This is a genomic window from Leptolyngbya sp. ST-U4 (genome assembly GCF_039962215.1).
Taxonomy (GTDB): domain Bacteria; phylum Cyanobacteriota; class Cyanobacteriia; order Elainellales; family Elainellaceae; genus Leptolyngbya_A.
In genome coordinates this window covers 144501-164972 of sequence record NZ_JAMPKZ010000011.1, presented here as the reverse complement: position 1 = coordinate 164972, position 20472 = coordinate 144501, and the positions used below count along the sequence as shown (strand labels likewise).

Sequence of the window (20472 nt, the reverse complement as noted above, 5' to 3'; positions counted from 1 at the left end):
CGAGGTGTAACTGGGTGGGGTCAGGTAAAAGCGGTTGAATGAAGATTAATTTCTCCTGATTCAGAGAATATATCTCTATCTTGCCAAAACTTCACCAAAAGATGGGATGAGCCAGAATTATGTGTCAAGTCCGTGTGATCCTTTCAATTCAGGCTTTGCTAAGGTTTGAAGCTTCTCTTAAAAGTTCCATAGCTGAAATGAGCTATAGGAACAAACCTTTAGATACCCAATGCGTCCTTCCTTTGGAAGTTGAAAAGAGTTAAAAACTCCTCTGTGACCTTTAACTCTTCGTTAAAGACACTTATTTCTTCACCCTACGCTAGCTCACTCCACAGTATCTAAATTGCCTTCCGGTTGAGAGAGCAATGCCCTATCCAAACACAGCAAATCTTGGCGTTTAAAACGACAGGAAATGGCTGAACGACAGAATACGATAGGAAACAAAGTGAGTAGCGGAGTCAGTGTTTTCACTGAAAGCGCTAAACAACTATCCAGCAACACGGTCCCATAGATTGAGGAATTATTGCCCTGTGGTTCTACTTCAATTGTTTCTGCCTGCAGCCGATCTTAAGTTTTTTCGCTCCTTGCCTAGCGGCTGAGAGAACTCCTGCCATAATCGATTGCTAGCAAGAAACTGCTTCTGTTGATGTGAAGCATATGTAATTTTTGATGCAACGGATGCACGATTTACTTAGAATCAGGAGATGATGAATTTTACGCTTTTCGTGCATCTAGAATCATTGAGCTTGCTGTTATGGAAATCGATCGGGCTAGGAATACGTTGAGGCATGCTAAATCCATTAGACTTGGCTCAAAAATCAGTTACTTTAAAGATTCGATTGGCAAATTAGACAAAAACGATTATTTGCGGCTGCGACTGCACGATCGAAGTAGCCTTTCTCTCAAGCTCGATCGCCTCAAGGCAAATGCAAATCTTCAGATCCTTAACTCCAAAGGTCGAGTGATTCAGACGGCAGCCCGTCGCGGTAAAGCAGCGGAGCGTTTAAATCTCGATTTAGGTTCAGGAACGTATTACATTCGGGTCTATTCCCAACAGCGAACAGAAACAACCTATCAGCTAACTCTGTCCGCAACTCCAAATTCTCCTAGCTCATCTAGCCTGCCAGATTTGCGCGGCATTTCCTTCAATAGCCCACAATTCTTGAGTATGGGAGACACAGCCGCTCTCACCTTTCACCTAGAAAATGCAAACGCTACTGTTGCCGGAGGTTTTGGAGTCGATTTCTACCTGTCTACCGATCGCACTTTAGATAGCAGCGATCGGCTGCTGGGCAGCCAAGCGATCGCTGGATTAGCAGGTAATCGTACAACAGGACAGTTGACAGCAACCGTCACTTTACCTAACCAATCCGATGCTTTTTGGCAGGGTGAAGGAACGTATTACATCAGCATGGTTGTTGATCCTGCGAATCAGGTAGCAGAATCTAACAAGGCAAACAACCGCAATCAGGGAACGCCGCTTGATTCCAGCACCATTCAGGTGAGTTTGCTGCCTAGCTTCACTGGTTTTAGCCTTCAGGATGCATCGGGAGACACTTCCGAAAATACAGTTTTTCAGGAAGGAGCCGTGCAGCTAAGCTACAGTCTAGCAAACGGGTCACGGTTGGCAAAAGTGCGTCTGGAAGCCCTTAAGGACGGTAGCATTACTACTTTGGGAAGCTGGACAGGTGCATCACTTTCTCGTGGGTTGGTCAATCTAGCAAACGTTGCTGGGCTAAGCGGCGACTATGAGTTTCGGGCAGTTGCTCAAACAATCGAAGGTCGAGAAATTGTCTCAGATCGGCAGTCTATGAAGGTACTGCCCTGGAACCTAGTGGCTGGAACGGCTGTAGGTGAAACCCTAGATTATGCAGCCCCAATTGGCACAGGCAGCGTCATTCTAGGACGAGGTGGAACTGATGTCTTACATCTGAATATCAAGCGATCGAGTATTTCCAGCATTAATGGTCTTGATTTGAGTGCCTTCGATCCACAGGCGATCGCGCATCAGGCAATCTTGCGCGGCACGGCGTTTGATTCCGTTAAGCTGATCGATGGACGAGAAATCTACTTCCAGGGCATTGAAGCTCTACGATTCTCAGATGACACGATGCTAGAACTTCAAGTGCGGCCAAATGACCTGTACTATAGCCAGCAATGGAATTTGCGAGCTTCAGATGTTGAAAGCGCCTGGCGGTTTACCAAAGGCTCCAAAGACGTGCTGCTAGTTTCGATTGATTCTGGAGTTCCCCTGACAAATACGCCCGAAGGTAGCCTTGTAGATCTCGCTTCTACTCGCCTGATTACTGACCCCACCGACGATGACCAATCAATTGGTGCTGGACATGGACACTCTGCGATTAGCGTTATGTCTGCCACGCCAAATAATGCTGAAGGCATCACGGGAATTAACTGGAACAGCAATGTTTATGTAACCAAACCCTATGGGGAAATTACACTTCAACAAAGCATTAAAGATGCTATTAGTTATGCCCGTGCAAACCACAAGCGCGTGGTATTTCAGGGAGGTATTGCGGGCGAACTCTGGTTGACTAACGGTGGTACGCAAGCAGAACTTGAACAAATCTTTTCTGACTGTGCAGACATTGCCGTATTTGCAATGGCAGCCGGAAACGGCAATGTAGACATGGATGACCCTACTAATTTTTGGGAAAGCGGTGGAATTGGTCGTCTGGAGGCGAATCATAGTAACGTGATGTCAGTTGGCGCACTGGCGCGATCGGACGTACAGATCATCAACGGACTGTTGAATGCAGCTGCAGTTAGGCGAGCAGGTTACTCCAACTATGGCAGCAAGCTAACGATGATGGCAGCAACTGACTCTCCTGTAATGAATACGCTAGGGCAGCTAGATTACTTTGGTGGAACGTCTTGTGCAAATCCAAATATGGCGGCAATTGCTTCCCTAGTCTGGAGTGTGAACACGAATTTAACTGGAGGGGAACTGCGGCAGATTCTAACCGACACAGCAATGGATTTGGGATCTGCAGGTCGAGACTTATACTTTGGACATGGACTGGTGAATGCAGATGCAGCCGTTCGACGGGCATGGGCACTAGCTCGAAACGTTGAACTTGCTAGCCTTTACAATGGTCGTTCCCTATTGGCATAACACCTTTGTATAGCAAATGAGAAAAAATGGTTGCTAAGGACCAAATGTCCCACTTACGGTGTTTGGTCTAGTTGCAGTAGGAAGGCTAAAACAATGAAAATCAAGCTTCTACAGCATCAACTGTCCCAGAAACAGCCAAAAACGGGACAGTTCAACTCATTAAACATACAATTGAAGCGATCGCTGGCATGCCCAACTCAAAAAGCTTTCAGCCTGAGCGACCATTTTTTCTGCTGCTATATAAAGGCGAGGATAAGGAATTCATTGTCGAAGGGAAAGTTGCAGGGGATTTAGGTAGAAACAACTTCACTTATCTCTATCAGGCAACTCTAGGACAACTTCCATGCTGAAATGTTGTAAACGTCCAGATACTAATGATTTGAGGGGCCAGCCAGACAAACATATCTTTGGCAACTCAATCCAAAACTTGCACAAGAACAACAAAAATTCAGCAACAGCTCAATTGTTCGAAAATAAACCTGAAGCGATCGTGTGTAGTATGCCTTAGAGCCTTGTAATGCCTAGGATGCAGACTAGGAACCCTGCCGAGACTAATCATTTTCGGCAATCATAGAGGTAGTAACGTTCCCCTTCAGCGACAGCAGAAGACCTTTGCATCAACACCATCACCTAAATCCGTCCGCTGCAGGGGCTGTTAGGCGGTGCTACTAATATGCGCGACCATCTTTGTGCGTTAAAACCCATTCACCATTCGGCAATTGTGTTGCTTTGAGATCATCATTTGGGTATTCGACCTCATCTCCCTCAGGGCGATCGCCAACCTCAAGATAGGTTACGTTTTCTTCAGATCGGTTAATCAGTTGATGGGCGATACCTGTGCCTGCCTTAAATCCATAGCAATCACCGGGATGCAAAACGAATTCCTCTTCACCAAGTACCAGCGTTGGGCTGCCTTCCAATACCAGGATAAATTCTTCTTGCTTTGAGTGGCTGTGAGCAAGAGCAGAAATTGCACCGGGTGAGAGATGGGTTAAATTAACTCCAAAATGAGTCAACCCAAAATACTCACCCAGTTTTCGCTTTTGTCGTCCCTTCAAAAGGGAAGCATAAGGTTCTGGATAGATCGTCTTACCGAGCGGTGCTGAAATCGATTCAGCTGAAATTGGCGATTGCTTCATAACCCTCCCTTGTGATGTTAATGGCGTAACAAGCCCAAGCTTTCTTTACCTTCCCACTACCGTCGAACCATAGTACTTCAGTCACCATGCCCCGATGCCCTCGGTAATAGAGCGTGATGCTATCGACACCCGTCAAGACTTCTTTCAGTTCAAAATGAAGGTCAGGGATTTGCGCTAACCCCTTCTTCCAGTAAACTCTCACATCCGCCTTGCCATGTAGAATGCCGCTAGATTCTCCAGCAATAGAGGGGATCAAAGGGGAAGCCAACTCGAAGTCATCCGTGTAGTGGCTCAGGACAGCATCGATGTCATGTTGATTCCAGCCCTCGATCCAACTGCGGGCAAAGCTTAATGCGAAATCTGCGTTGAGGATCGGCATGGTTACAAAATAGGTCATCTAGGTTGACATATTCAAATTAGCTGAACATCGATTAATATGTCAACATGACTGACCTAAATAGTTCGCCAAGCGATCGGGAAAAAGAACTGAATGAGGCTCTGGAAGCGTTGCACTTTGCTTTTCGCGCAGTTGTTGCAAAGCCAGATGCCATACTTGCTGAGCGTGGTCTCTCGCGTGTCCATCATCGGATTCTATATTTTATTGGTCGCAAGCCAGGATTAAGCGTTAACGAATTACTGGCGACTCTCGGAATCAGTAAACAGTCTTTGAACAGTCCATTACGGCAACTGACCCAATTAGGGCTAGTCGAATCTAATATTGACACCACCGATCGCCGAATCAAACGCCTAACCCTTACACCATCGGGCTTATGTTTGGAGAGCCAATTATCCGGCGATCAACGACAACGTTTTGCGCGGGTGTTTGAAGTTGTCGGACGAGAAGGGGAAACTACATGGCGTAAGGTTATGCATCTACTAGCGGAGGATACATTTGCCGGGGAATAAACTAAGCAGCCTAACGACCAAGTTGAGCAGTGATAAGTAACTTTGAATTCCGTACAAAGAGCTTAATTCCAGCCGCCCCAACGTAGGGTTAGCCTGCTTTGTGCAGTAACCAATCCTCTCTTCTCAACTCGAATGTTTGCTCAATACACAATTCACCCTTGAACTCCACCTCATCCGATCGCACTAGATTCATTCCCAAGCGCCTAAGCAAATCAATAGACGGTTCATTTCGCATATCAGTTATTCCGACGATCTGGTTGATGTATCCAAGTTCAAATATTGAACAAACCAGAGCTTGAACAGCTTCTTGTGCATATCCTTTACCTTGCTCTTCACGAGCCAAAGTAAAACCAATTTCTACGATTGCCGGATTCTCAATGTAAATCTGCATTCCAATGTCGCCCACGAGCAAGTTGGATTGCTTGTGGGCGATCGCAATCCTATGGCGTTAAAAAACTGCCTCCCATTTCTGAGAAGCAGTCTTGATAATTAATCAGAGCTTGCGCTGAAAATCCTTCCAACGATCGCCCTCAGTTTCCCAGAAAGACGATCGCTTCCAGCATGTAAAACACATCAGCATCATTGCTAGAATGCTCACCAAAAGCTCACACCAAAACCGCTATGCCAATTGTTGTCACCCTTAGCCCTGAGTTAGAAGCCTTGTTGCGGGATAGAGCTGCCCGACAAGGTCAGGATGTTAGTCTCGTTGCATCTCAATTGCTAGCTAGTGTTTTACAAGCGGAAGAGCAAGACTTAGAAGAGACGATCAAGGGAATTCAGCAAGGTCTGGATGACTTTAAGACGGAGAGATTTCGGTCTTTTGAAGATTTTGCTGAAGAACAGCGTCACAGGTACAATCTGTCAGCCGATTAGATGAAGTACCGTATCGAAATCTCAAGTGTGGCAGAAGCTGAGGCAGATAATGCTTTTCTGCGGTTATCTCAAGTGACCACTCCCGCGAAAGCAAGCCAATGGTATTTGGGCTTATTGCAGGCGATCAGCTCCCTATCTCAAATGCCGAAACGCTGCCCTTTAACACGGGAGAATCAGTACTTTAGTCAAGAAATCAGACAGCTACTTTATGGCAAAGGGCGCAACTCCTATCGTATTCTCTTTACGGTTTTGGAAGGGGCATCGACGGTTCGCATTTTGCACATTCGACAAGCTACACAGCAACCGCTTGGGGAAGATCCAGAAGAACCCAACGCGACCTAGCTCTGTCATAAGCTAGCGATCGCTCTCAGCGAGTAAAATGCGTCAGCGTCGTGCATAATTTCACGAGATTAAACTGCTGTCTGCCATCGCTTCACGTTTTTTAAGGGCACCCATAACAGTAATATTAGGTGAGACGATTGAGGTTGCATTGTCAGTGATAACTACTGATTACTACTGAGACGGGGGTGATATCGAGCAATTTCAGTAGATAGTATCTTTTTCTTAGAAATTAATCATCAGACCTAATAGATAGCACTCTAGAATCAGGAGTTATCCTTGAAAACTCTCCTGTTTAATTTCTGAAAAGCTTAGGGATTACTTTAGTTGTCCGTAGTATCTTCTAGCTCTTCTTTAGAAGCAGGAAGGGCTTTTAGTTCTTTACCGCTTGTAATGCTTTTCTGAGGTTGCCTAGCGAATGTGGTTGAAGTCTTCTTGAGAGCTTCTTGAATAGTTGGTGCTTCACAAATAATTTGCTCAACCTTCTCACGATTTGCGACTAGCTCTTCAAATGTAGGTTTCCAGAAGTCGTGTATATCGGGAACAGCACCAATAATGTCATAAGGGCTAGGAGTGATATATACAAGTAAGTTAAGAACCCATGCTGTGACATGTTTGAAGGTGGGATTATTCTTATCCTTAAGACTAGGCTCCGTCATCACTAAATCACACACCAATGCTTTAGTAACTTTTTCTAGTCCTTTAGTTCCCTCTATATGGTATCTACGTATTGCTTTTAGGATATCTTCAATTCGATCTACCAAGAGATTTTTTAACTCTCTACACAAGCTAGATTCAAGAATTTCTTCTAAAAGACCTCTAAACTCACCGTTGAGCTTCTCCAGAAAGTCCTGTTGGAGAAAAATTGCGGGATCCTGAGAACTGAAAAAATCAGCTAGTGCGTCCAGTGTATTAAGAACACCCTTATTCTCAATATGAGCAGCAAAAGTATTCCATTGTATGCCCCACACATGGTTAACAACAAAAACTTGGTGTAGTTCCTCTAATGTTTGGAGATATCTATCGATCTTTGGTTTATTTCTTATGCTCCTTGCTTCTTCCTCAGCCTTGTTTAAAAGCTCATAAAAATCTACAATATTTTGAGGTTGCTCGCTAAGCTTCATTGCCTTGAGTAAAATGGGTCCAGACAGTTGCTTCCTATCTCCTTCAGTAACTGCTTCAGTAAGCGTTTCTTCCAGTCGTCGAAGTGCGTTAGATTGTTGCAGCATTTGCTTTAGGAAATATAGAGAAAATTCGATACCAAATACATTATAGGTATTTAAGATAAAGTGGCAGAGTAAGGCTATCTGTAGCAGTCTAATACCTGTAGTGCAAAAAACTGTTATAAAACCACTGGTAACGTTGCAAAAACTGTTAACAGTCCGACTAATAACGTTGATTTGCGATCGCCCCAAAAAATTTCTTGCAAAAAACTGCCTCCCATTTCTGAGAAGCAGTCTTGAGGATTAATTTAGATTTGTGCTGAGACTCTTTCAGACGATCGCCCCCACTTTCCCAGAAAGACGATCGCCCTACTAAATCTGATTAACCAATCAACGATTTCACCTTCTTGATAATGCCATCGGGATCGATGCCCTGATGCGGGTACTGTTCCCATAAGCCGCCGCAGCCTTCTTCGTAAGTGCCGATGTGGGCATATTTAGGCGTATAGCTACGCTCCAGCAACCAGGTTCCAAAGCGGCTGCCCAGTCCAGTTCTGCGGTTGAAGGGTTCGGTGACGAGAACGAAGGGAGCTTTGCCGATTTTTGCCATCATTTCTTCGTCTACCACATTCAGCGTCGATTTGTTGATCACGCCGACCTCGATGCCTTCCTGCTTCAGACGTTCTGCAGCATCCACCGCGCGATAGAGCGAGTCGCCAAAGGTAACAATGTAACCCGCGCTGCCGTCGCGCACCAGTTCATCTTTGCCGGGAACGAACTGATAGTTGCCCGCAAACATTTCGTTGCCGTTCGCGTCCAGGATCATCGGCGTTTTCGATCGCGTCGAGAAGATAAACCGCATTCCCTTATTAAAGAACACCGATTCGACGCAGGCTTTCATCTGGTTCGCGTCTGCTGGGAAATAAAGGCGCGTTTCGTAGCCGTCGTCCAGCCCGTTGTCGGCAAAGAAGTTGTTGAGTCCGAAGTGGCAGGTGTTGTCTGCCATGTCATCGATGCCAGAGTGGGAGAAGTGGCACAGCAGATTCGAGTAATTGAGCCGTGCCATCGTGATTTCCGAGATACACATCTCCAGGAAAGCGGCAAAGGTGGCAAAAATGCCCTGCTTGCCTTCTTCCATACCAAAGCCCGCCGCTGCGGACAAATTGCCCCGCTCCATAATCCCTGAGGGAATGAAGACTTCGGGGTGGGCATCGTGGATTTTCTTCAGACCACAGGAACCTTCCAGGTCGCTGTCGATCACGACTACTTTAGATTTGCGCTCTTCTTCGCTCATCCGTCCCAGCACGGTTACAACCGCATCCCCGAAGACATTCCGGTTGGAGTCCCACTTGTCGCTAACACCCTGGAAGGCGTATTCGTGCTTCGGCTTCTGGATGTTGTTGAGGTAATCGACGGCTGCCTGGTGTCCGTGCTCTTGCAAGTAAGTGAGTGCCAGCTTCACCGAGATTACGTCATGCCCGTGGTTGGAGCCTTCCAGCCCGGTAATGCCGGGGCACATCGGACGCTTATTGATCACGGCGATCGGTCCGGGTGTGTTAATTGCCTCGCAAATCCGGCTATAGAGTCCGTCAATGTCTTCGCCGTCGCCTTCCAGCACTTTCATGCCGTGTCCTTCCAGCGTTTTGCGAACGCTAAATCCGGGCAAATACTGCGAGGGGTGTCCGGCGATCGTCACATCATTATCGTCAATCAGCAGCTTCACGTTGAGGTGCTGTGCCACTGCCAGCCTTGCCGCTTCTGCGTCGTTGCCTTCCTGCTGCGAACCGTCTGAACCGAGACAGAAGACCGCTTTGCCAGGATGCGCCAATGCTACACCGTTCACATAGGGCCACATATGTCCCAATCGACCTGAACTGAACTGCACGCCCGGAGTTAACCCCAGTTCCGGGTGTCCGGGTAGCTTCGAGTTTGCCTGACGATAGTTCACCAACTGTTCCGCAGGCATTTGACCGCGCAGGACAGACATTAGATATTGTGTCCCCACCCGGTGTCCGGCTTCGTCAAAGAAAATCGGCACAAACTGATTGGGCTGACTGCGAAACAGCGCATCTAGAATTACCACTTCCGGCACGGTGTCATAGGGTCCACCCGTGTGTCCGCCCATTCCAGTTGCGGCTCCGGTTGCAGTAAAAAAGACGATCGCATCACGACAAAGCTGGATATTGGCTTTAAGTGCTTCCCGCTGCTCGTCAGTCAGGGTCGAATTTTGAGGATCAAGCTGAACGGTTTTATAGGCACTGAGATCGATCGGAAAAGCAGTAGTCATGACAGGTTTAAAGGCAGGTGTAAGGGTGGACTTAAAAGAGGGCTTAGACTCACAGACTTCATTGCTTGCAAAAATTTCTTATGGGGTGGGTGTCCTCCCCTGCCCATTGCAACATCTCTCGATACTCACCAGACCGTTAAGATGCCTCCTGGACTAGGCGGGCAAGATGCCTACCCCACAATAAGTAGCTAGAGATTTGTCTCCTCAAGTGGGCAGGCAAGATGCCCACCACAAGAAGGCTGATTCAGGTTTCTTAGCCGTGATATTTGCGGAACGCTAGGGTCACATTGTGTCCGCCAAAGCCAAAGGAATTGGACAGCGCAACTTCTACTTTCTGCGATCGGCTCGCATTTGCCACGTAGTCCAGGTCACAAGCCGGATCGGGATTTTCCAGATTGATCGTGGGAGGTAGCTTGTCGTGATAAACCGCCAGTGCGGTTGCCACTCCTTCAATGCCGCCGGAGCCGCCGAGCAGGTGTCCGGTCATCGACTTCGTAGAGCTAATTGCCACTGTATGAGCAGTTTCACCCAGCGCAGTCTTGATCGCTGCCGTCTCAGTCGAATCGTTGGCAGGCGTACTGGTGCCGTGGGCGTTGATGTAGTGAACCTGGTCGGGAGTAATGCCTGCATCCTTAAGGGCAAGCTGAATTGCTCTCGCTGCGCCTTCGCCGCCCGGAACTGGAGAGGTCATGTGATAGGCATCGCAGGTCATGCCGTAGCCGATGATTTCGCCGTAGATTTTTGCCCCTCGGCTCAGGGCATGTTCTAATTCTTCCAGGATCAAAATTCCTGCGCCTTCGCCCATCACAAAGCCATCGCGACCGATATCAAACGGACGACAGGCATGAACGGGGTCATCGTTGCGGGTGGAGAGTGCCTTGCAAGCCGCAAACCCTGCCAGCGATAGGGGAGTTACGGCTGCTTCTGTGCCACCGCAGATCATTGCCTGAGCATAGCCGCGCTGCACCAGTCGAAAGGCATCGCCGATCGCATTCGATCCTGCCGCGCAAGCCGTAACGGTGCAGTTATTCGGACCTTTTGCGCCCGTGTGAATTGCCGTTAACCCGGCTGCCATGTTCGCGATCATCATCGGAACCATGAAGGGGCTACAGCGATCGGGGCCGCGATTGAGGTAAATCTCCTGCTGGTCCTCCATCACCTTTAAGCCACCGATGCCCGTCCCGATCACCACGCCGACTTGCTCGGCATTCAGGTCATTAATCACAAATCCGGCATCTGCAAGGGCTTGCTTGCTGGCGGCAACCGCAAACTGGGCAAAGCGATCCATCCGCTTGGCTTCCTTGCGATCCATATAGTCCTGGGGGTCAAATCCCTTGACCTCACCCGCAATGCGACAGTCGTGCTTAGACGCATCAAACAACGTGATCGGACCAATGCCATTCCGACCGCTCAGCAACCCCTCCCAGTACTCCGCCAGGGTATTGCCGATCGGGGTGATTGCGCCCAGACCCGTCACTACAACCCGCTTGAGTTCAGAACCTAAATTTGTCATGACAGCAGCTTCAAGGGTTTAATCTACCCGGAATGCACAACAGTAAACTCAGACAGTTAATTTCAAACAGTGAAATTGAGAAGTAAACCTGTAAGGCTTAGCAAGAAATTCAGCGAAAACAGAACTTAATAACAGACCGAATCAATAACAGACTGAATAATAAATGGGCTGGAGCAGTCCGGTCAGCAACAGCGCCCAACCCTTCTTTTTGCCAGTCGATCGCCTTAAGCAGCCGCTTTGTCCTGGATGTATTTCACAGCAGATCCTACCGTTGCAATGCCTTCAGCCGCTTCGTCAGGAATCTCAATATCAAATTCTTCTTCCAGTGCCATCACTAGCTCAACCGTATCCAGTGAATCCGCGCCCAAGTCATTGGCAAAGCTTGCTTCCGAAGTTACTTGCTCCGGATCAACGCTCAACTGGTCTGCCACAATTTTCTTCACTTTGTCAAAAATTTCTTGCTCGCTCATACGTTCCCTTTGCCAAGATGCGACTTTCTATACAGTTGCCTAACTGTTGCAATCCACTCCTCACCTGATCGGCAAGGCTTTCGCCCTGAGTTAAGACCTACGTTAGAGCGATCGAAGAGTCAGGCATCTCTTCATCTTACTTGAAAGGGGACGGGATGAAGCAGCGCACAAGCGCGAAGCATTTGTGCCAAAAATCGCAAAGATTTGCAAAAGGCATTGCTTTGAAATACAAAAAGACACGAATACTTTTACTTTGCCCTTTAGCCCCAATGGCTTCGTCAATCGTTTCTGGCTGCCGTGCTAGTTCATATCGGTCAGCTTAATGCGTGGATCAACCACCTTCAAAAGCAAATCCGCCAGCAGGTTGCCCAGAATCAGCAAAAACGCACCCATGATCAGACTCGCCATCACCAGATACAGATCCTTTGCCTGCACCGCCTGAAGAATTAATCGTCCCAGTCCGGGCCAGTTGAAATAGTTTTCGGTGATAAAGGAACCGCCCAGCAGTCCTGCAAACTCAAAGCCCAGCAGCGTCACCAGCGGATTGACCGCATTTCGCAGCGCGTGGACGTAAATTACTCGATTTTCGGGCAGCCCCTTTGCCCGTGCGGTTTGAATATAGTCTTGCCGCAGCACGTCCAGCAGTTCGCCGCGCATAATCCGCTGAAGCCCGGCAAAGCTGGTGATACTGAGTGCCAGCGTCGGCAAAATCATGTGCCAGGCAATATCAAGAATTTTGCCGATCGGGGTCAGATCTGCATGATCGATGCTCGTCATCCCCCCCACCGGAAACAGCGGCGAAGTCACCTGCGCGAAGAATAGCAGCAGTAATCCGGTAATCAGCGTCGGAAAGCCCTGCCCGATATAGCTAATCACTCGCAGGAAGCGATCGGCTTTTCGATTTTGCTGCACCGCCCCCACGATGCCCATCGGAATCGCAATCGTCCAGGTCAAGATCAAAGAAGCGATCGAGAGCAGCAGCGTTGCGGGAATCCGCTCCCATAAAATCTCCGTCACTGGACGCTGAGCATAGGCAAAACTCACGCCAAAATCTAGCCGGGTGAAAATCTGCCGCACCCAGAGAAAATATTGCTCCACGATGGGCTTATCCAGCCCAAACTGCTGCTGAAACTGTTTCAGAGTTTCCTCCGAAATCTGCGGATTGTCCCGCAAGTTGTCCAAAAAACTGCCCGGCGAAAGCTGAATCACAAAAAAGCTGAGTGCCGAAGCGAGCAGCAGCGTAATCAACGCTTGAAGCAGCCGCTTGACCACATAGCCGACTGTTTCACTGGTGAAGAAAGCAACGATCGAGCCGTACAGCGATCGGGCACGTTGAGGGAAAGAGGAGGAGGTCATAGGGAGAGGAGGGGGTGAGGGGAGGGAGTGACTCACCAGATGATTTGCCTGTTAGTTCCTCATTGTAATGATTTACTAATACTGCACCAGCGTGACGATCGGGGCTTTGGGCAAATTCTCCCGTCCCTTCAGGTCAACCAGTTCAATGATGAAGGCATAGGCAGCGATTTCACAGCCCGTTTTCTGGATGAGCTGAGCGGTTGCTCCAGCCGTGCCTCCGGTGGCAATCAGGTCATCGACGATCAGCACTTTTGCGCCGTCGTGCAGGGCATCCTGGTGCATTTCCAGGCGATCGGTTCCGTATTCGAGGGCATATTCGATTGTGTGAACCGCAGCAGGGAGCTTACCGGGTTTGCGAACCGGAATGAAACCAACTCCCATGCGATAGGCAAGCGGTGCGCCAAAGATAAACCCTCGTGATTCCATGCCGACCACATAATCGACTGCAAAACCAGCGCATTTATCTGCCAGGGTGTCGATCGTGTAGCGCAAGCCTTCCGGGTTTCGCAGCAACGTGGTGATGTCTTTAAATAGAATGCCGGGTTTCGGAAAGTCAGGAATTTCGCGGATTAGAGACTGCAGATCCATAGAGTTTTCGGAGTTCTTCTAAAATTCGGGCTTGCAGTTTGAGATCCTATCATTCTTAGTCGAGCGGTCTTTGATTTCAGTGAACGATTCTGTTTTCGATCGCTTTAGGAGCTTTCCAGTGATCCGCTTACCAATCACTCGGCAGGGAAAACTGCTTCGCATCGCGCTACTCCTTGATGCCTGAGAAATTCTCAAACCAGCCACGTCGATAAAAATAGAAGATCAGAGCTGCCGCAATAACCGCCATTACTGCAAGACAGACAGGATAGCCCCAGTACCAGTTCAGCTCCGGCATGTTCAGTGGCGATTTTTCAGTATTGAAGTTCATCCCGTAGATCCCGACAATAAAGGTGAGGGGAATAAAAACGGTCGAAATCATCGTCAGCAGCTTCATCACTTCATTCATGCGGTTGCCAACCGAAGAAACATACACATCCATCAGGCTCGATGCCACTTCTCGATAGGTTTCCACCATATCTAGAACCTGAACGGCATGGTCATAGCAGTCTCGCAAGTACACCTGCACCTCGCTGCTGACTAAATCATTGCTGTCGCGAATCAAAACGCTGATTGCGTCTCGCTGGGGCCAAATGGCACGCCGCAGGGCTAACAGTTCTCGCTTAATTCGGTGAATCTTTTCCAGACTTTGCCGGGTGGGATTAGAGACAACCTCATCCTCCAGCTCCTCAAGTGCTTCACCGTAGGCCTCTAGAACTGGAAAGAAGCCATCGATCAACGCGTCGAGCAGGGCATAGGCAAGGTAATCTGCGCCGTGTTTGCGAATCGTGCCCTTGTTGCCGCGAATCCGCTCTCGAACTGGACCAAACGAGTCGTAGTCCGGTTCTTCCTGCACAGTGAGCAGATAATGTTTACCCAAAATAAAGCTCACCTGTTCACTGACAAAGCCGCGCTCATCATCCTTCAGGCAAACCATGCGGGCAATAAATAAAAGCTGATCGTCGTATTCTTCGACTTTGGGACGCTGCGGCACGTTAACCACATCCTCAAGCACCAGCGGATGCAGATCAAAAACCTGACCCAATCGCCGCAGGACATTCTCGCTGCCCAACCCCTGCACATCTACCCAGGACACGGATTCGGTATCTAGATAAGGCGTACATTCCTCAGGCGCGTCGATTTTGAGACGAACGGCATTGTCCTCTTTGTAGTCGATTAGAAAAATCGTGGGCGGCGATGCATCTGCCTCGATCGTCAAAGTCCCTGGCATGCTGCCCGGCTCATCAAAATAGTAGTCATCCAAGTAGGAATCTTCTTCCTCTACCGCAGCATTAACCGTGGTGGATGCAGTCGGGGAAGCAGTGAAACTCAGTTTGGAAGGCGATCGGGACGGTCTGCTGGTCATACATTCAGCCTGGAGTACAGTTAAGGCGATTTTACGCAAGCGTCAGCGATCGTGCCAGCCCAGCAGGAAGGACAGTTAGCTGCTGATTGCTGTCAGCGACGCATGATTCAAAATGTAGTCTAGCGCGGCTCCCAGATGACTAACGATCGCGTTCGGGTGGTGTTGGGCAAGCTGAGTGCGATCGCGAATCCCTGATAACACTGCCACCACCGGAAGCCCATGTGCTTGAGCAGAGAGAATGTCGGCTTCGGTATCGCCAATCATCCAGGTTTGCGGCACGGACGGCAGTTCCAGCAGTGCCTGACCCATAAGCAGCGTCTTGTCCTGCACGTCGCTGGTTTTGGCATAGTCGTTGCTGAGGCAATAGCGGCAGCGCAGCGGAAAAAAGCGTTCTAAACTGTACTGATGCAGCGCAGCATCTAGCTCCTGCACCCGTCGCATCGTCATCACCACCAGCTCAATCTTTGCCTGCTGAATCCGCTCCAGACCTTCGATCGCCCCCGGCACGACGACATCATGTACCAGATAAGGCAGCGTGTGAACGGTTTGCTTTCGTAGCCGGGCAAATTCAAGTGCCTGGGTTTCGTCCAGTCCCGATCGTCTGCCAATCTCGCGTTCGGGAATCTGCGATCGTTTGCAGTGCCAAAATTCTGCTTTGGTCAGGATGTGAATCGGCTGCTCCGCCCGCCGGATACTTTCCAGGCAAAACTGATACACCCGGTAGTACCGCTCGGAGACATCCATGATCGGACCATCGAAATCGGTGATGATTCGCAGCATTCTGGGAAAGACTCGCTTCAAAGCTTCTTAACTTTAATTAAAACTTTAGCTTTGATTCAAGTCGATTGGTTCGTCAATTTCACCCAGGGGCGATCGCCTCAAGACTGCAATGCTTCTAGCGCTGCAAAATGATGCTGCAAAACTCATTTCTGCCCTACTTTCACCCTAATCGGGATTACTCCAGTAATCCAGGAGAATGCTCATCACAATCAGACGAAGCTTCAGCCGTTCCTCGTAGCAGTCTGATCGCCATGATTGAAAATCCGATCGCTGCCACTGCTTTAACCCACCGCACAGGCAAAAGCTGAGACAGTCCGCCACCCAGCAGCACCCCCAGGAAACTCGCCAGTACCAGAGCCGCAACAGTTCCCAGAAAGACTGCTTTGATTGATCGCGATCGACCGCTCAGCGCAATTGCAGCAAGCTGGCTTTTATCGCCCAGCTCCGACAAAAACACGGTAATAAAGCTCAATCCCAGCAAGTGCCATTCCATTTTTGCTTCGCCTGTGTGTGCTTCGCCTCTTGCCTTAACCCCGGACGACATCCAATATCAGCAGCGCCGAAATTCCCAGCAGCAGGATGCCGACCGATCGCTCTAGCACACGGGGCGCAACGCGCTTTGCCAACCAGCAGCCCAGACAAACTCCGATCGCGCTCGTTGCAACCAGTGCCGCGCCTGCTCCGGCAAACACAATCCAGGGCGAGTGAGATTCTGCCGCCATCAGCAGGGTTGTCACCTGAGTTTTGTCGCCCAGTTCAGCCAGGAAGATCGTAAAAAAGGTGGAGGTAAAAACTTTCAGGTGCAGTTTCCAGGCGGGTTCTTCGGCGGAATCAGCAATGACTGGGTTAGACCAGCTCTCCGACTGGTTTGCAGCAGATTCTGTCAAACTCGACTCGGCATCAGACTCAATAACAATCGCCTCAGAGTGAGAAAGCGCAGCTTCTAAACGATCCAAAGAGGTTTCAGCAGTGGTGGAAGGGACAGAGAGAGATTGCACGAGTCAGTACACCTCAGCCATTTCATTTTCTTTTCATTTTGTCTGACTGTGACTAGAAAAGCAATCCCCCGCTGAACTTTTCCCTCATTTCTTTACAGCTCAGTCCTGCTCGATCGATCGCTCAAACCGCAGCAGCTCTAGACTTCTATCACCATATACTGCTTCAATTTGCTGAACGCAGCAGTCGATCGCAAAATCGCTTAATTCCTCTGGCTCCACGTCGTAGAGATCCTGAAATACATCCGGCTGCACCCGGCAGAAACGGGGACGATCGGCGTAAATACGGCATTCGCGCAGCGCATGATCAAAGTGAATGCACCAGCCGTCTTCACCGACCAAACTCATATAGAGCAGGAGTTCTTCTGGCGCAAGGTATGTTTCTAAATCGGGTCGATCGTCTGGATCAAGCTGGCAGCACGCACCACACTGCTTTACACATTGCCAAGTCGCCATTGCTCTGGTCTACCCCATTGAATATCTCTATTCGAGCTTAGCGGTTCTGAGTGTGAGTCTGCCATTAGATTGCTGCTCATGGTTTGTGGCAATTTGCCTGAAGTTAGCTCGATCAGAATTCTCTACCTGCAAGAGGGCAAGAACCGTGTAAAATACAATCCAGATAAGCTGTTCAAATAACAATCAATTATTCGGGTTAGTCGGGAGGAGCAATGGATTTCATTACGAGTGTTCTTGGCAACATTAACTTTGAGACGATCGCGCAGCTCACCATGCTAGCGCTGATTGTGATTGCAGGTCCGGCAGTGATTTTTGTGCTGGCTTTTCGGGGCGGCGATCTGTAAGTTGATCGAGTGATCAAGGTCGTTTGATCAAGCTAAGACGATCGGGTTAAACCGAGTAAGTCACGCAACAAGCTCAGTTTGGTGGGTTGAGAGGGATTGCGGACCGATAAGTAACGGCAATCCAGTTTTTGCGTCACGATCTGTTTCGTTATTCCTCTCATACTCTATAGAATTGCTGCTCAGCATTATAAATTCTATATAAATTGTTTGCCTTCTCCCATTCAGAAGGTTGAGTTGGTAAAGTAAAAGAGTGATTCAGTTCACTTAAAATCTTCAAAGCAGTTTTATTGTTTCTTTAGAGTTTTAAACTGGTCTGTATTAGGCTTAGCGCGAGATTTGGTTATAGCAGGATTCGATTGTTTCTTTTCAAGGCGTTACTACTCTGGCTTTCAGCTTAAGAAGGTCAATTTTTACGAATGTCAAACGATTTGGCAGCAGAAGCCTGGAAGATAACTTCAATCTTGTTGATTGCGGAATCTTTAGCCGCCTGCAGCAATCAAAGTACAGTGCTAGTGTCAATTCACTTTTTAGTATCCGTACAACTACCAAGAGATGATACTGCTCCGATGATGCTAATATTTCCCTGACTGTCGCCTGAGGAACTGTCGTGATCAGCACTGCAACTCTTACCCTTCAGCATCCTCGTATTGATCTCTCAGATCATCGCCTTCGGTTGTTTTCTGGATCTGCTAATTTGCCGCTAGCCCATGAAGTTGCCCATTACTTGGGGATGGATTTGGGTCCGATGGTTCGCAAACGGTTTGCAGACGGCGAAATCTATATCCAGATCCAAGAGTCGATTCGCGGCTGTGATGTCTACTTGATGCAACCCAGCTGCTGTCCGGTGAACGATCACCTGATGGAGTTGCTCATTATGATTGATGCCTGCCGTCGTGCTTCGGCGCGTCAAATTACGGCCGTCATTCCTTACTACGGCTATGCGAGAGCCGATCGCAAAACTGCCGGACGAGAATCGATCACAGCCAAACTGGTTGCCAATTTGATTACCCAGGCAGGCGCAAACCGAATTCTGGCAATGGATCTGCACTCAGCCCAAATCCAGGGCTACTTTGACATTCCCTTTGATCACGTTTACGGTTCTCCGGTGATTCTGGATTACCTGAACGCCAAGAATCTGAGCGATGTGGTAGTCGTTTCGCCAGACGTGGGCGGTGTGGCACGGGCAAGAGCCTTTGCCAAAAAGCTGAATGATGCCCCGCTTGCCATTATTGATAAACGCCGTCAAGCTCATAATGTCGCCGAAGTCATGAACGTGATCGGAGATGTCGCTGGCAAAACGGCAATCTTGGTAGACGACATGATTGATACGGCAGGAACGATTTGCGAGGGCGCAAGAATTCTGCGACAGCAGGGCGCAAGCCAGGTTTATGCCTGTGCTACTCATGCCGTGTTCTCGCCTCCAGCCATCGATCGACTTTCGGCAGGACTATTTGAAGAAATCATTGTCACCAACACAATTCCGGTCACTGAAGACCGACGCTTCCCGCAGCTTACTGTGCTTTCGGTGGCAAATCTGCTGGGTGAGGCAATCTGGCGGATTCATGAAGACAGTTCGGTGAGCAGTATGTTTCGCTAGGCTTTAGCGTCAGTTCTACTGCTTGAAAAGATAGAGACAATCGGGGGCAAAAGCCCCTTTTTTATTGCAGACTTTTTTGTAAATCAGAATAAATTAGATTGGCGGGCATGTTCGGGCAAGGACAGCAGGTTTGAATCTTTTGAAGCAGCTAGCGGACGGAAAAATGCTGAAATCCTCTATTGAGGGAAAGCTCAACGATCGCATCCTCGTTTTGCAGTGAAACCGTTTGCTCAGCAGTAATCTTTCCCACGATCGCTGCCCCATCTCCTAACTGCACCAGCAGCTTTTCTGCAATCTCGACCGGCAGACACAGCACGAGTTCAAAATCTTCACCGCCGTAAAATATCCACTCGATCGCCTGAGCATTGCTGACCCAAGGAGTGAATTCAGGCGGAACAGGAATTTGATCCCGCTTCACCGTGGCTCCCACTCTGCTAGCGCGGCAAATTTGCACGATCGCATCGGCTAAACCATCACTGCTGTCCATACCTGCAACCCGCAGATCGGGATATTGGGTTCGCAGGTCTGTGAGCAGGGTAACAACATCCAAACGCGGAATTGGACGCTGATGGGCTTGAACCAATCGATCGAAAGCCGTTTTTTCCAGGGCATTGCCCAATTCGGAATTCAGCAGCAGCTCTAGTCCGGCTCTGGAAGCTCCATGGTATCCGGTGATCAGAATTGCATCTCCCGGTTGGGCGATCGATCGCCGAATTGCTTCTGCGGGTCTGACCTGTCCTAATGCGGTGATTGCCAGACTAATCACGGACGATCGACAAATATCGCCTCCGACGATCGGGGTTTGAAAGGGCTGCAAACCGTCAATCATGCCTTGATAAAGCTGCTCAACCCAGTTCACAGTTACGCTTCCCGGCAGGCACAGTCCGACAGTGAGGGCGATCGGCTCTGCGCCCATTGCGGCTAGGTCAGACAAATTTGCGGCAACAGCGCGCCAACCTACATCTGCGGGAGAGGTGGTTCGGTCACTAAAGTGAACGCCGTCTACCAGCGTATCGGTTGTGACGACCAGCGAATGTCCTGCGGCGATCGAGAGCAGGGCTGCGTCGTCCCCGATTAAATCCGGCGGACAGAAGCTTTGCAGTCTTTGCAAAAGTCCCTGTTCGCCGATATCCTGTACGCGAATTTCCTTGGTCATGATTGACGGGATCG

The 20472-nt window shown here is 49.1% G+C and carries 21 protein-coding genes; 6 read left to right on the top strand and 15 right to left on the bottom strand.

The window, feature by feature from the left end:
• Positions 1-865 precede the first annotated feature (865 nt).
• Positions 866-3133 carry a S8 family serine peptidase gene (locus tag NDA02_RS17240; protein WP_190794842.1) on the top strand — a complete coding sequence of 756 codons (2268 nt, stop codon included), beginning with the start codon at positions 866-868 and terminating at the stop codon, positions 3131-3133.
• Between the two features lie 668 nt (positions 3134-3801).
• Here NDA02_RS17240 and NDA02_RS17235 read toward each other — a convergent pair.
• Both NDA02_RS17235 and NDA02_RS17230 read right to left on the bottom strand, forming a co-directional pair.
• The gene (locus NDA02_RS17235) at positions 3802-4272 is read right to left on the bottom strand and encodes a cupin domain-containing protein (RefSeq protein WP_348246966.1); all 471 of its coding nucleotides are present in this window, start codon (positions 4270-4272) and stop codon (positions 3802-3804) included.
• Entirely contained in the window at positions 4247-4669 is a 423-nt protein-coding gene (locus NDA02_RS17230; RefSeq protein ID WP_190794711.1) for a nuclear transport factor 2 family protein, read from the bottom strand. Before NDA02_RS17230 ends, NDA02_RS17235 begins: the two co-directional genes overlap by 26 nt.
• 47 nt (positions 4670-4716) lie before the next feature.
• Here NDA02_RS17230 and NDA02_RS17225 point away from each other — a divergent pair, with 47 nt between their 5' ends.
• Positions 4717-5178, top strand: a complete 462-nt coding sequence (locus tag NDA02_RS17225) for a helix-turn-helix domain-containing protein (RefSeq protein WP_190794712.1) — start codon at positions 4717-4719, stop codon at positions 5176-5178.
• Between the two features lie 88 nt (positions 5179-5266).
• On the opposite strand, the gene NDA02_RS17220 is transcribed toward NDA02_RS17225, so the two are convergent.
• Entirely contained in the window at positions 5267-5611 is a 345-nt protein-coding gene (locus NDA02_RS17220) for a GNAT family N-acetyltransferase (protein WP_348255464.1), read from the bottom strand.
• Positions 5612-5799: 188 nt separating this feature from the next.
• On the opposite strand from NDA02_RS17220, the gene NDA02_RS17215 reads away from it, so the two are divergent.
• Together NDA02_RS17215 and NDA02_RS17210 are read left to right on the top strand one after the other, a co-directional pair.
• Positions 5800-6051, top strand: coding sequence for a hypothetical protein (locus tag NDA02_RS17215; RefSeq protein WP_190794713.1), 252 nt, complete (start codon positions 5800-5802; stop codon positions 6049-6051).
• Positions 6052-6393, top strand: coding sequence for a type II toxin-antitoxin system RelE/ParE family toxin (locus NDA02_RS17210; protein ID WP_190794714.1), 342 nt, complete (start codon positions 6052-6054; stop codon positions 6391-6393).
• 320 nt (positions 6394-6713) lie between these two features.
• Here the strand turns inward: NDA02_RS17210 and NDA02_RS17205 are convergent, their stop codons facing one another.
• The 11 genes from NDA02_RS17205 to NDA02_RS17155 all read right to left on the bottom strand — a co-directional run bounded on the left by NDA02_RS17205 (position 6714) and on the right by NDA02_RS17155 (position 17361).
• On the bottom strand, positions 6714-7619 hold the full coding sequence (locus tag NDA02_RS17205) for a hypothetical protein (protein WP_348255458.1): 906 nt from the start codon (positions 7617-7619) through the stop codon (positions 6714-6716).
• 316 nt (positions 7620-7935) lie between these two features.
• On the bottom strand, positions 7936-9840 hold the full coding sequence (locus NDA02_RS17200) for a transketolase C-terminal domain-containing protein (protein ID WP_190791845.1): 1905 nt from the start codon (positions 9838-9840) through the stop codon (positions 7936-7938).
• Between the two features lie 253 nt (positions 9841-10093).
• The gene (gene fabF, locus NDA02_RS17195) at positions 10094-11353 is read right to left on the bottom strand and encodes a beta-ketoacyl-ACP synthase II (protein ID WP_190791844.1); all 1260 of its coding nucleotides are present in this window, start codon (positions 11351-11353) and stop codon (positions 10094-10096) included.
• A gap of 224 nt (positions 11354-11577) precedes the next feature.
• Positions 11578-11823: an acyl carrier protein gene (acpP, locus tag NDA02_RS17190; protein WP_190791843.1), complete on the bottom strand. Its 246-nt coding sequence runs from the start codon at positions 11821-11823 to the stop codon at positions 11578-11580.
• A gap of 300 nt (positions 11824-12123) precedes the next feature.
• A complete protein-coding gene (locus tag NDA02_RS17185; RefSeq protein WP_190791842.1) occupies positions 12124-13179 on the bottom strand; it encodes an ABC transporter permease in 1056 nt (351 codons plus the stop codon).
• A 75-nt stretch (positions 13180-13254) separates the two neighbouring features.
• Positions 13255-13767, bottom strand: a complete 513-nt coding sequence (locus NDA02_RS17180; protein WP_190791841.1) for an adenine phosphoribosyltransferase — start codon at positions 13765-13767, stop codon at positions 13255-13257.
• Positions 13768-13933: 166 nt separating this feature from the next.
• Positions 13934-15130 (bottom strand): magnesium/cobalt transporter CorA, encoded by a 1197-nt coding sequence (gene corA / locus NDA02_RS17175; RefSeq protein WP_348246970.1) that lies wholly within the window; start codon positions 15128-15130, stop codon positions 13934-13936.
• A 75-nt stretch (positions 15131-15205) separates the two neighbouring features.
• Positions 15206-15910 carry an HAD family hydrolase gene (locus NDA02_RS17170; RefSeq protein ID WP_348255463.1) on the bottom strand — a complete coding sequence of 235 codons (705 nt, stop codon included), beginning with the start codon at positions 15908-15910 and terminating at the stop codon, positions 15206-15208.
• A 175-nt stretch (positions 15911-16085) separates the two neighbouring features.
• Positions 16086-16403 carry a TMEM165/GDT1 family protein gene (locus tag NDA02_RS17165; protein WP_190791976.1) on the bottom strand — a complete coding sequence of 106 codons (318 nt, stop codon included), beginning with the start codon at positions 16401-16403 and terminating at the stop codon, positions 16086-16088.
• A 34-nt stretch (positions 16404-16437) separates the two neighbouring features.
• A complete protein-coding gene (locus NDA02_RS17160; RefSeq protein ID WP_190791974.1) occupies positions 16438-16908 on the bottom strand; it encodes a TMEM165/GDT1 family protein in 471 nt (156 codons plus the stop codon).
• Between the two features lie 99 nt (positions 16909-17007).
• Positions 17008-17361 carry a YkgJ family cysteine cluster protein gene (locus NDA02_RS17155; RefSeq protein WP_190791973.1) on the bottom strand — a complete coding sequence of 118 codons (354 nt, stop codon included), beginning with the start codon at positions 17359-17361 and terminating at the stop codon, positions 17008-17010.
• Between the two features lie 212 nt (positions 17362-17573).
• Here NDA02_RS17155 and NDA02_RS17150 point away from each other — a divergent pair, with 212 nt between their 5' ends.
• Positions 17574-17705, top strand: coding sequence for a photosystem II reaction center protein Ycf12 (locus NDA02_RS17150; RefSeq protein ID WP_190790968.1), 132 nt, complete (start codon positions 17574-17576; stop codon positions 17703-17705).
• A 607-nt stretch (positions 17706-18312) separates the two neighbouring features.
• Positions 18313-19302, top strand: coding sequence for a ribose-phosphate pyrophosphokinase (locus tag NDA02_RS17145; protein ID WP_190790969.1), 990 nt, complete (start codon positions 18313-18315; stop codon positions 19300-19302).
• 148 nt (positions 19303-19450) lie between these two features.
• Here the strand turns inward: NDA02_RS17145 and thiL are convergent, their stop codons facing one another.
• Positions 19451-20458, bottom strand: a complete 1008-nt coding sequence (gene thiL / locus NDA02_RS17140; protein WP_190790970.1) for a thiamine-phosphate kinase — start codon at positions 20456-20458, stop codon at positions 19451-19453.
• Between the last annotated feature and the right edge of the window lie 14 nt (positions 20459-20472).

Coding starts and splice junctions, on each gene's coding strand:
- NDA02_RS17165 (WP_190791976.1), bottom strand. CDS start 16,403: ATGGAATGGCACTTGCTGGGATTGAGCTTTATTACCGTGTTTTTGTCG.
- NDA02_RS17170 (WP_348255463.1), bottom strand. CDS start 15,910: ATGCTGCGAATCATCACCGATTTCGATGGTCCGATCATGGATGTCTCC.
- NDA02_RS17215 (WP_190794713.1), top strand. CDS start 5,800: ATGCCAATTGTTGTCACCCTTAGCCCTGAGTTAGAAGCCTTGTTGCGG.
- corA (WP_348246970.1), bottom strand. CDS start 15,130: ATGACCAGCAGACCGTCCCGATCGCCTTCCAAACTGAGTTTCACTGCT.
- NDA02_RS17210 (WP_190794714.1), top strand. CDS start 6,052: ATGAAGTACCGTATCGAAATCTCAAGTGTGGCAGAAGCTGAGGCAGAT.
- NDA02_RS17185 (WP_190791842.1), bottom strand. CDS start 13,179: ATGACCTCCTCCTCTTTCCCTCAACGTGCCCGATCGCTGTACGGCTCG.
- NDA02_RS17180 (WP_190791841.1), bottom strand. CDS start 13,767: ATGGATCTGCAGTCTCTAATCCGCGAAATTCCTGACTTTCCGAAACCC.
- fabF (WP_190791844.1), bottom strand. CDS start 11,353: ATGACAAATTTAGGTTCTGAACTCAAGCGGGTTGTAGTGACGGGTCTG.
- NDA02_RS17200 (WP_190791845.1), bottom strand. CDS start 9,840: ATGACTACTGCTTTTCCGATCGATCTCAGTGCCTATAAAACCGTTCAG.
- NDA02_RS17155 (WP_190791973.1), bottom strand. CDS start 17,361: ATGGCGACTTGGCAATGTGTAAAGCAGTGTGGTGCGTGCTGCCAGCTT.
- NDA02_RS17205 (WP_348255458.1), bottom strand. CDS start 7,619: ATGCTGCAACAATCTAACGCACTTCGACGACTGGAAGAAACGCTTACT.
- NDA02_RS17235 (WP_348246966.1), bottom strand. CDS start 4,272: ATGAAGCAATCGCCAATTTCAGCTGAATCGATTTCAGCACCGCTCGGT.
- NDA02_RS17150 (WP_190790968.1), top strand. CDS start 17,574: ATGGATTTCATTACGAGTGTTCTTGGCAACATTAACTTTGAGACGATC.
- acpP (WP_190791843.1), bottom strand. CDS start 11,823: ATGAGCGAGCAAGAAATTTTTGACAAAGTGAAGAAAATTGTGGCAGAC.
- NDA02_RS17230 (WP_190794711.1), bottom strand. CDS start 4,669: ATGACCTATTTTGTAACCATGCCGATCCTCAACGCAGATTTCGCATTA.
- NDA02_RS17225 (WP_190794712.1), top strand. CDS start 4,717: ATGACTGACCTAAATAGTTCGCCAAGCGATCGGGAAAAAGAACTGAAT.
- thiL (WP_190790970.1), bottom strand. CDS start 20,458: ATGACCAAGGAAATTCGCGTACAGGATATCGGCGAACAGGGACTTTTG.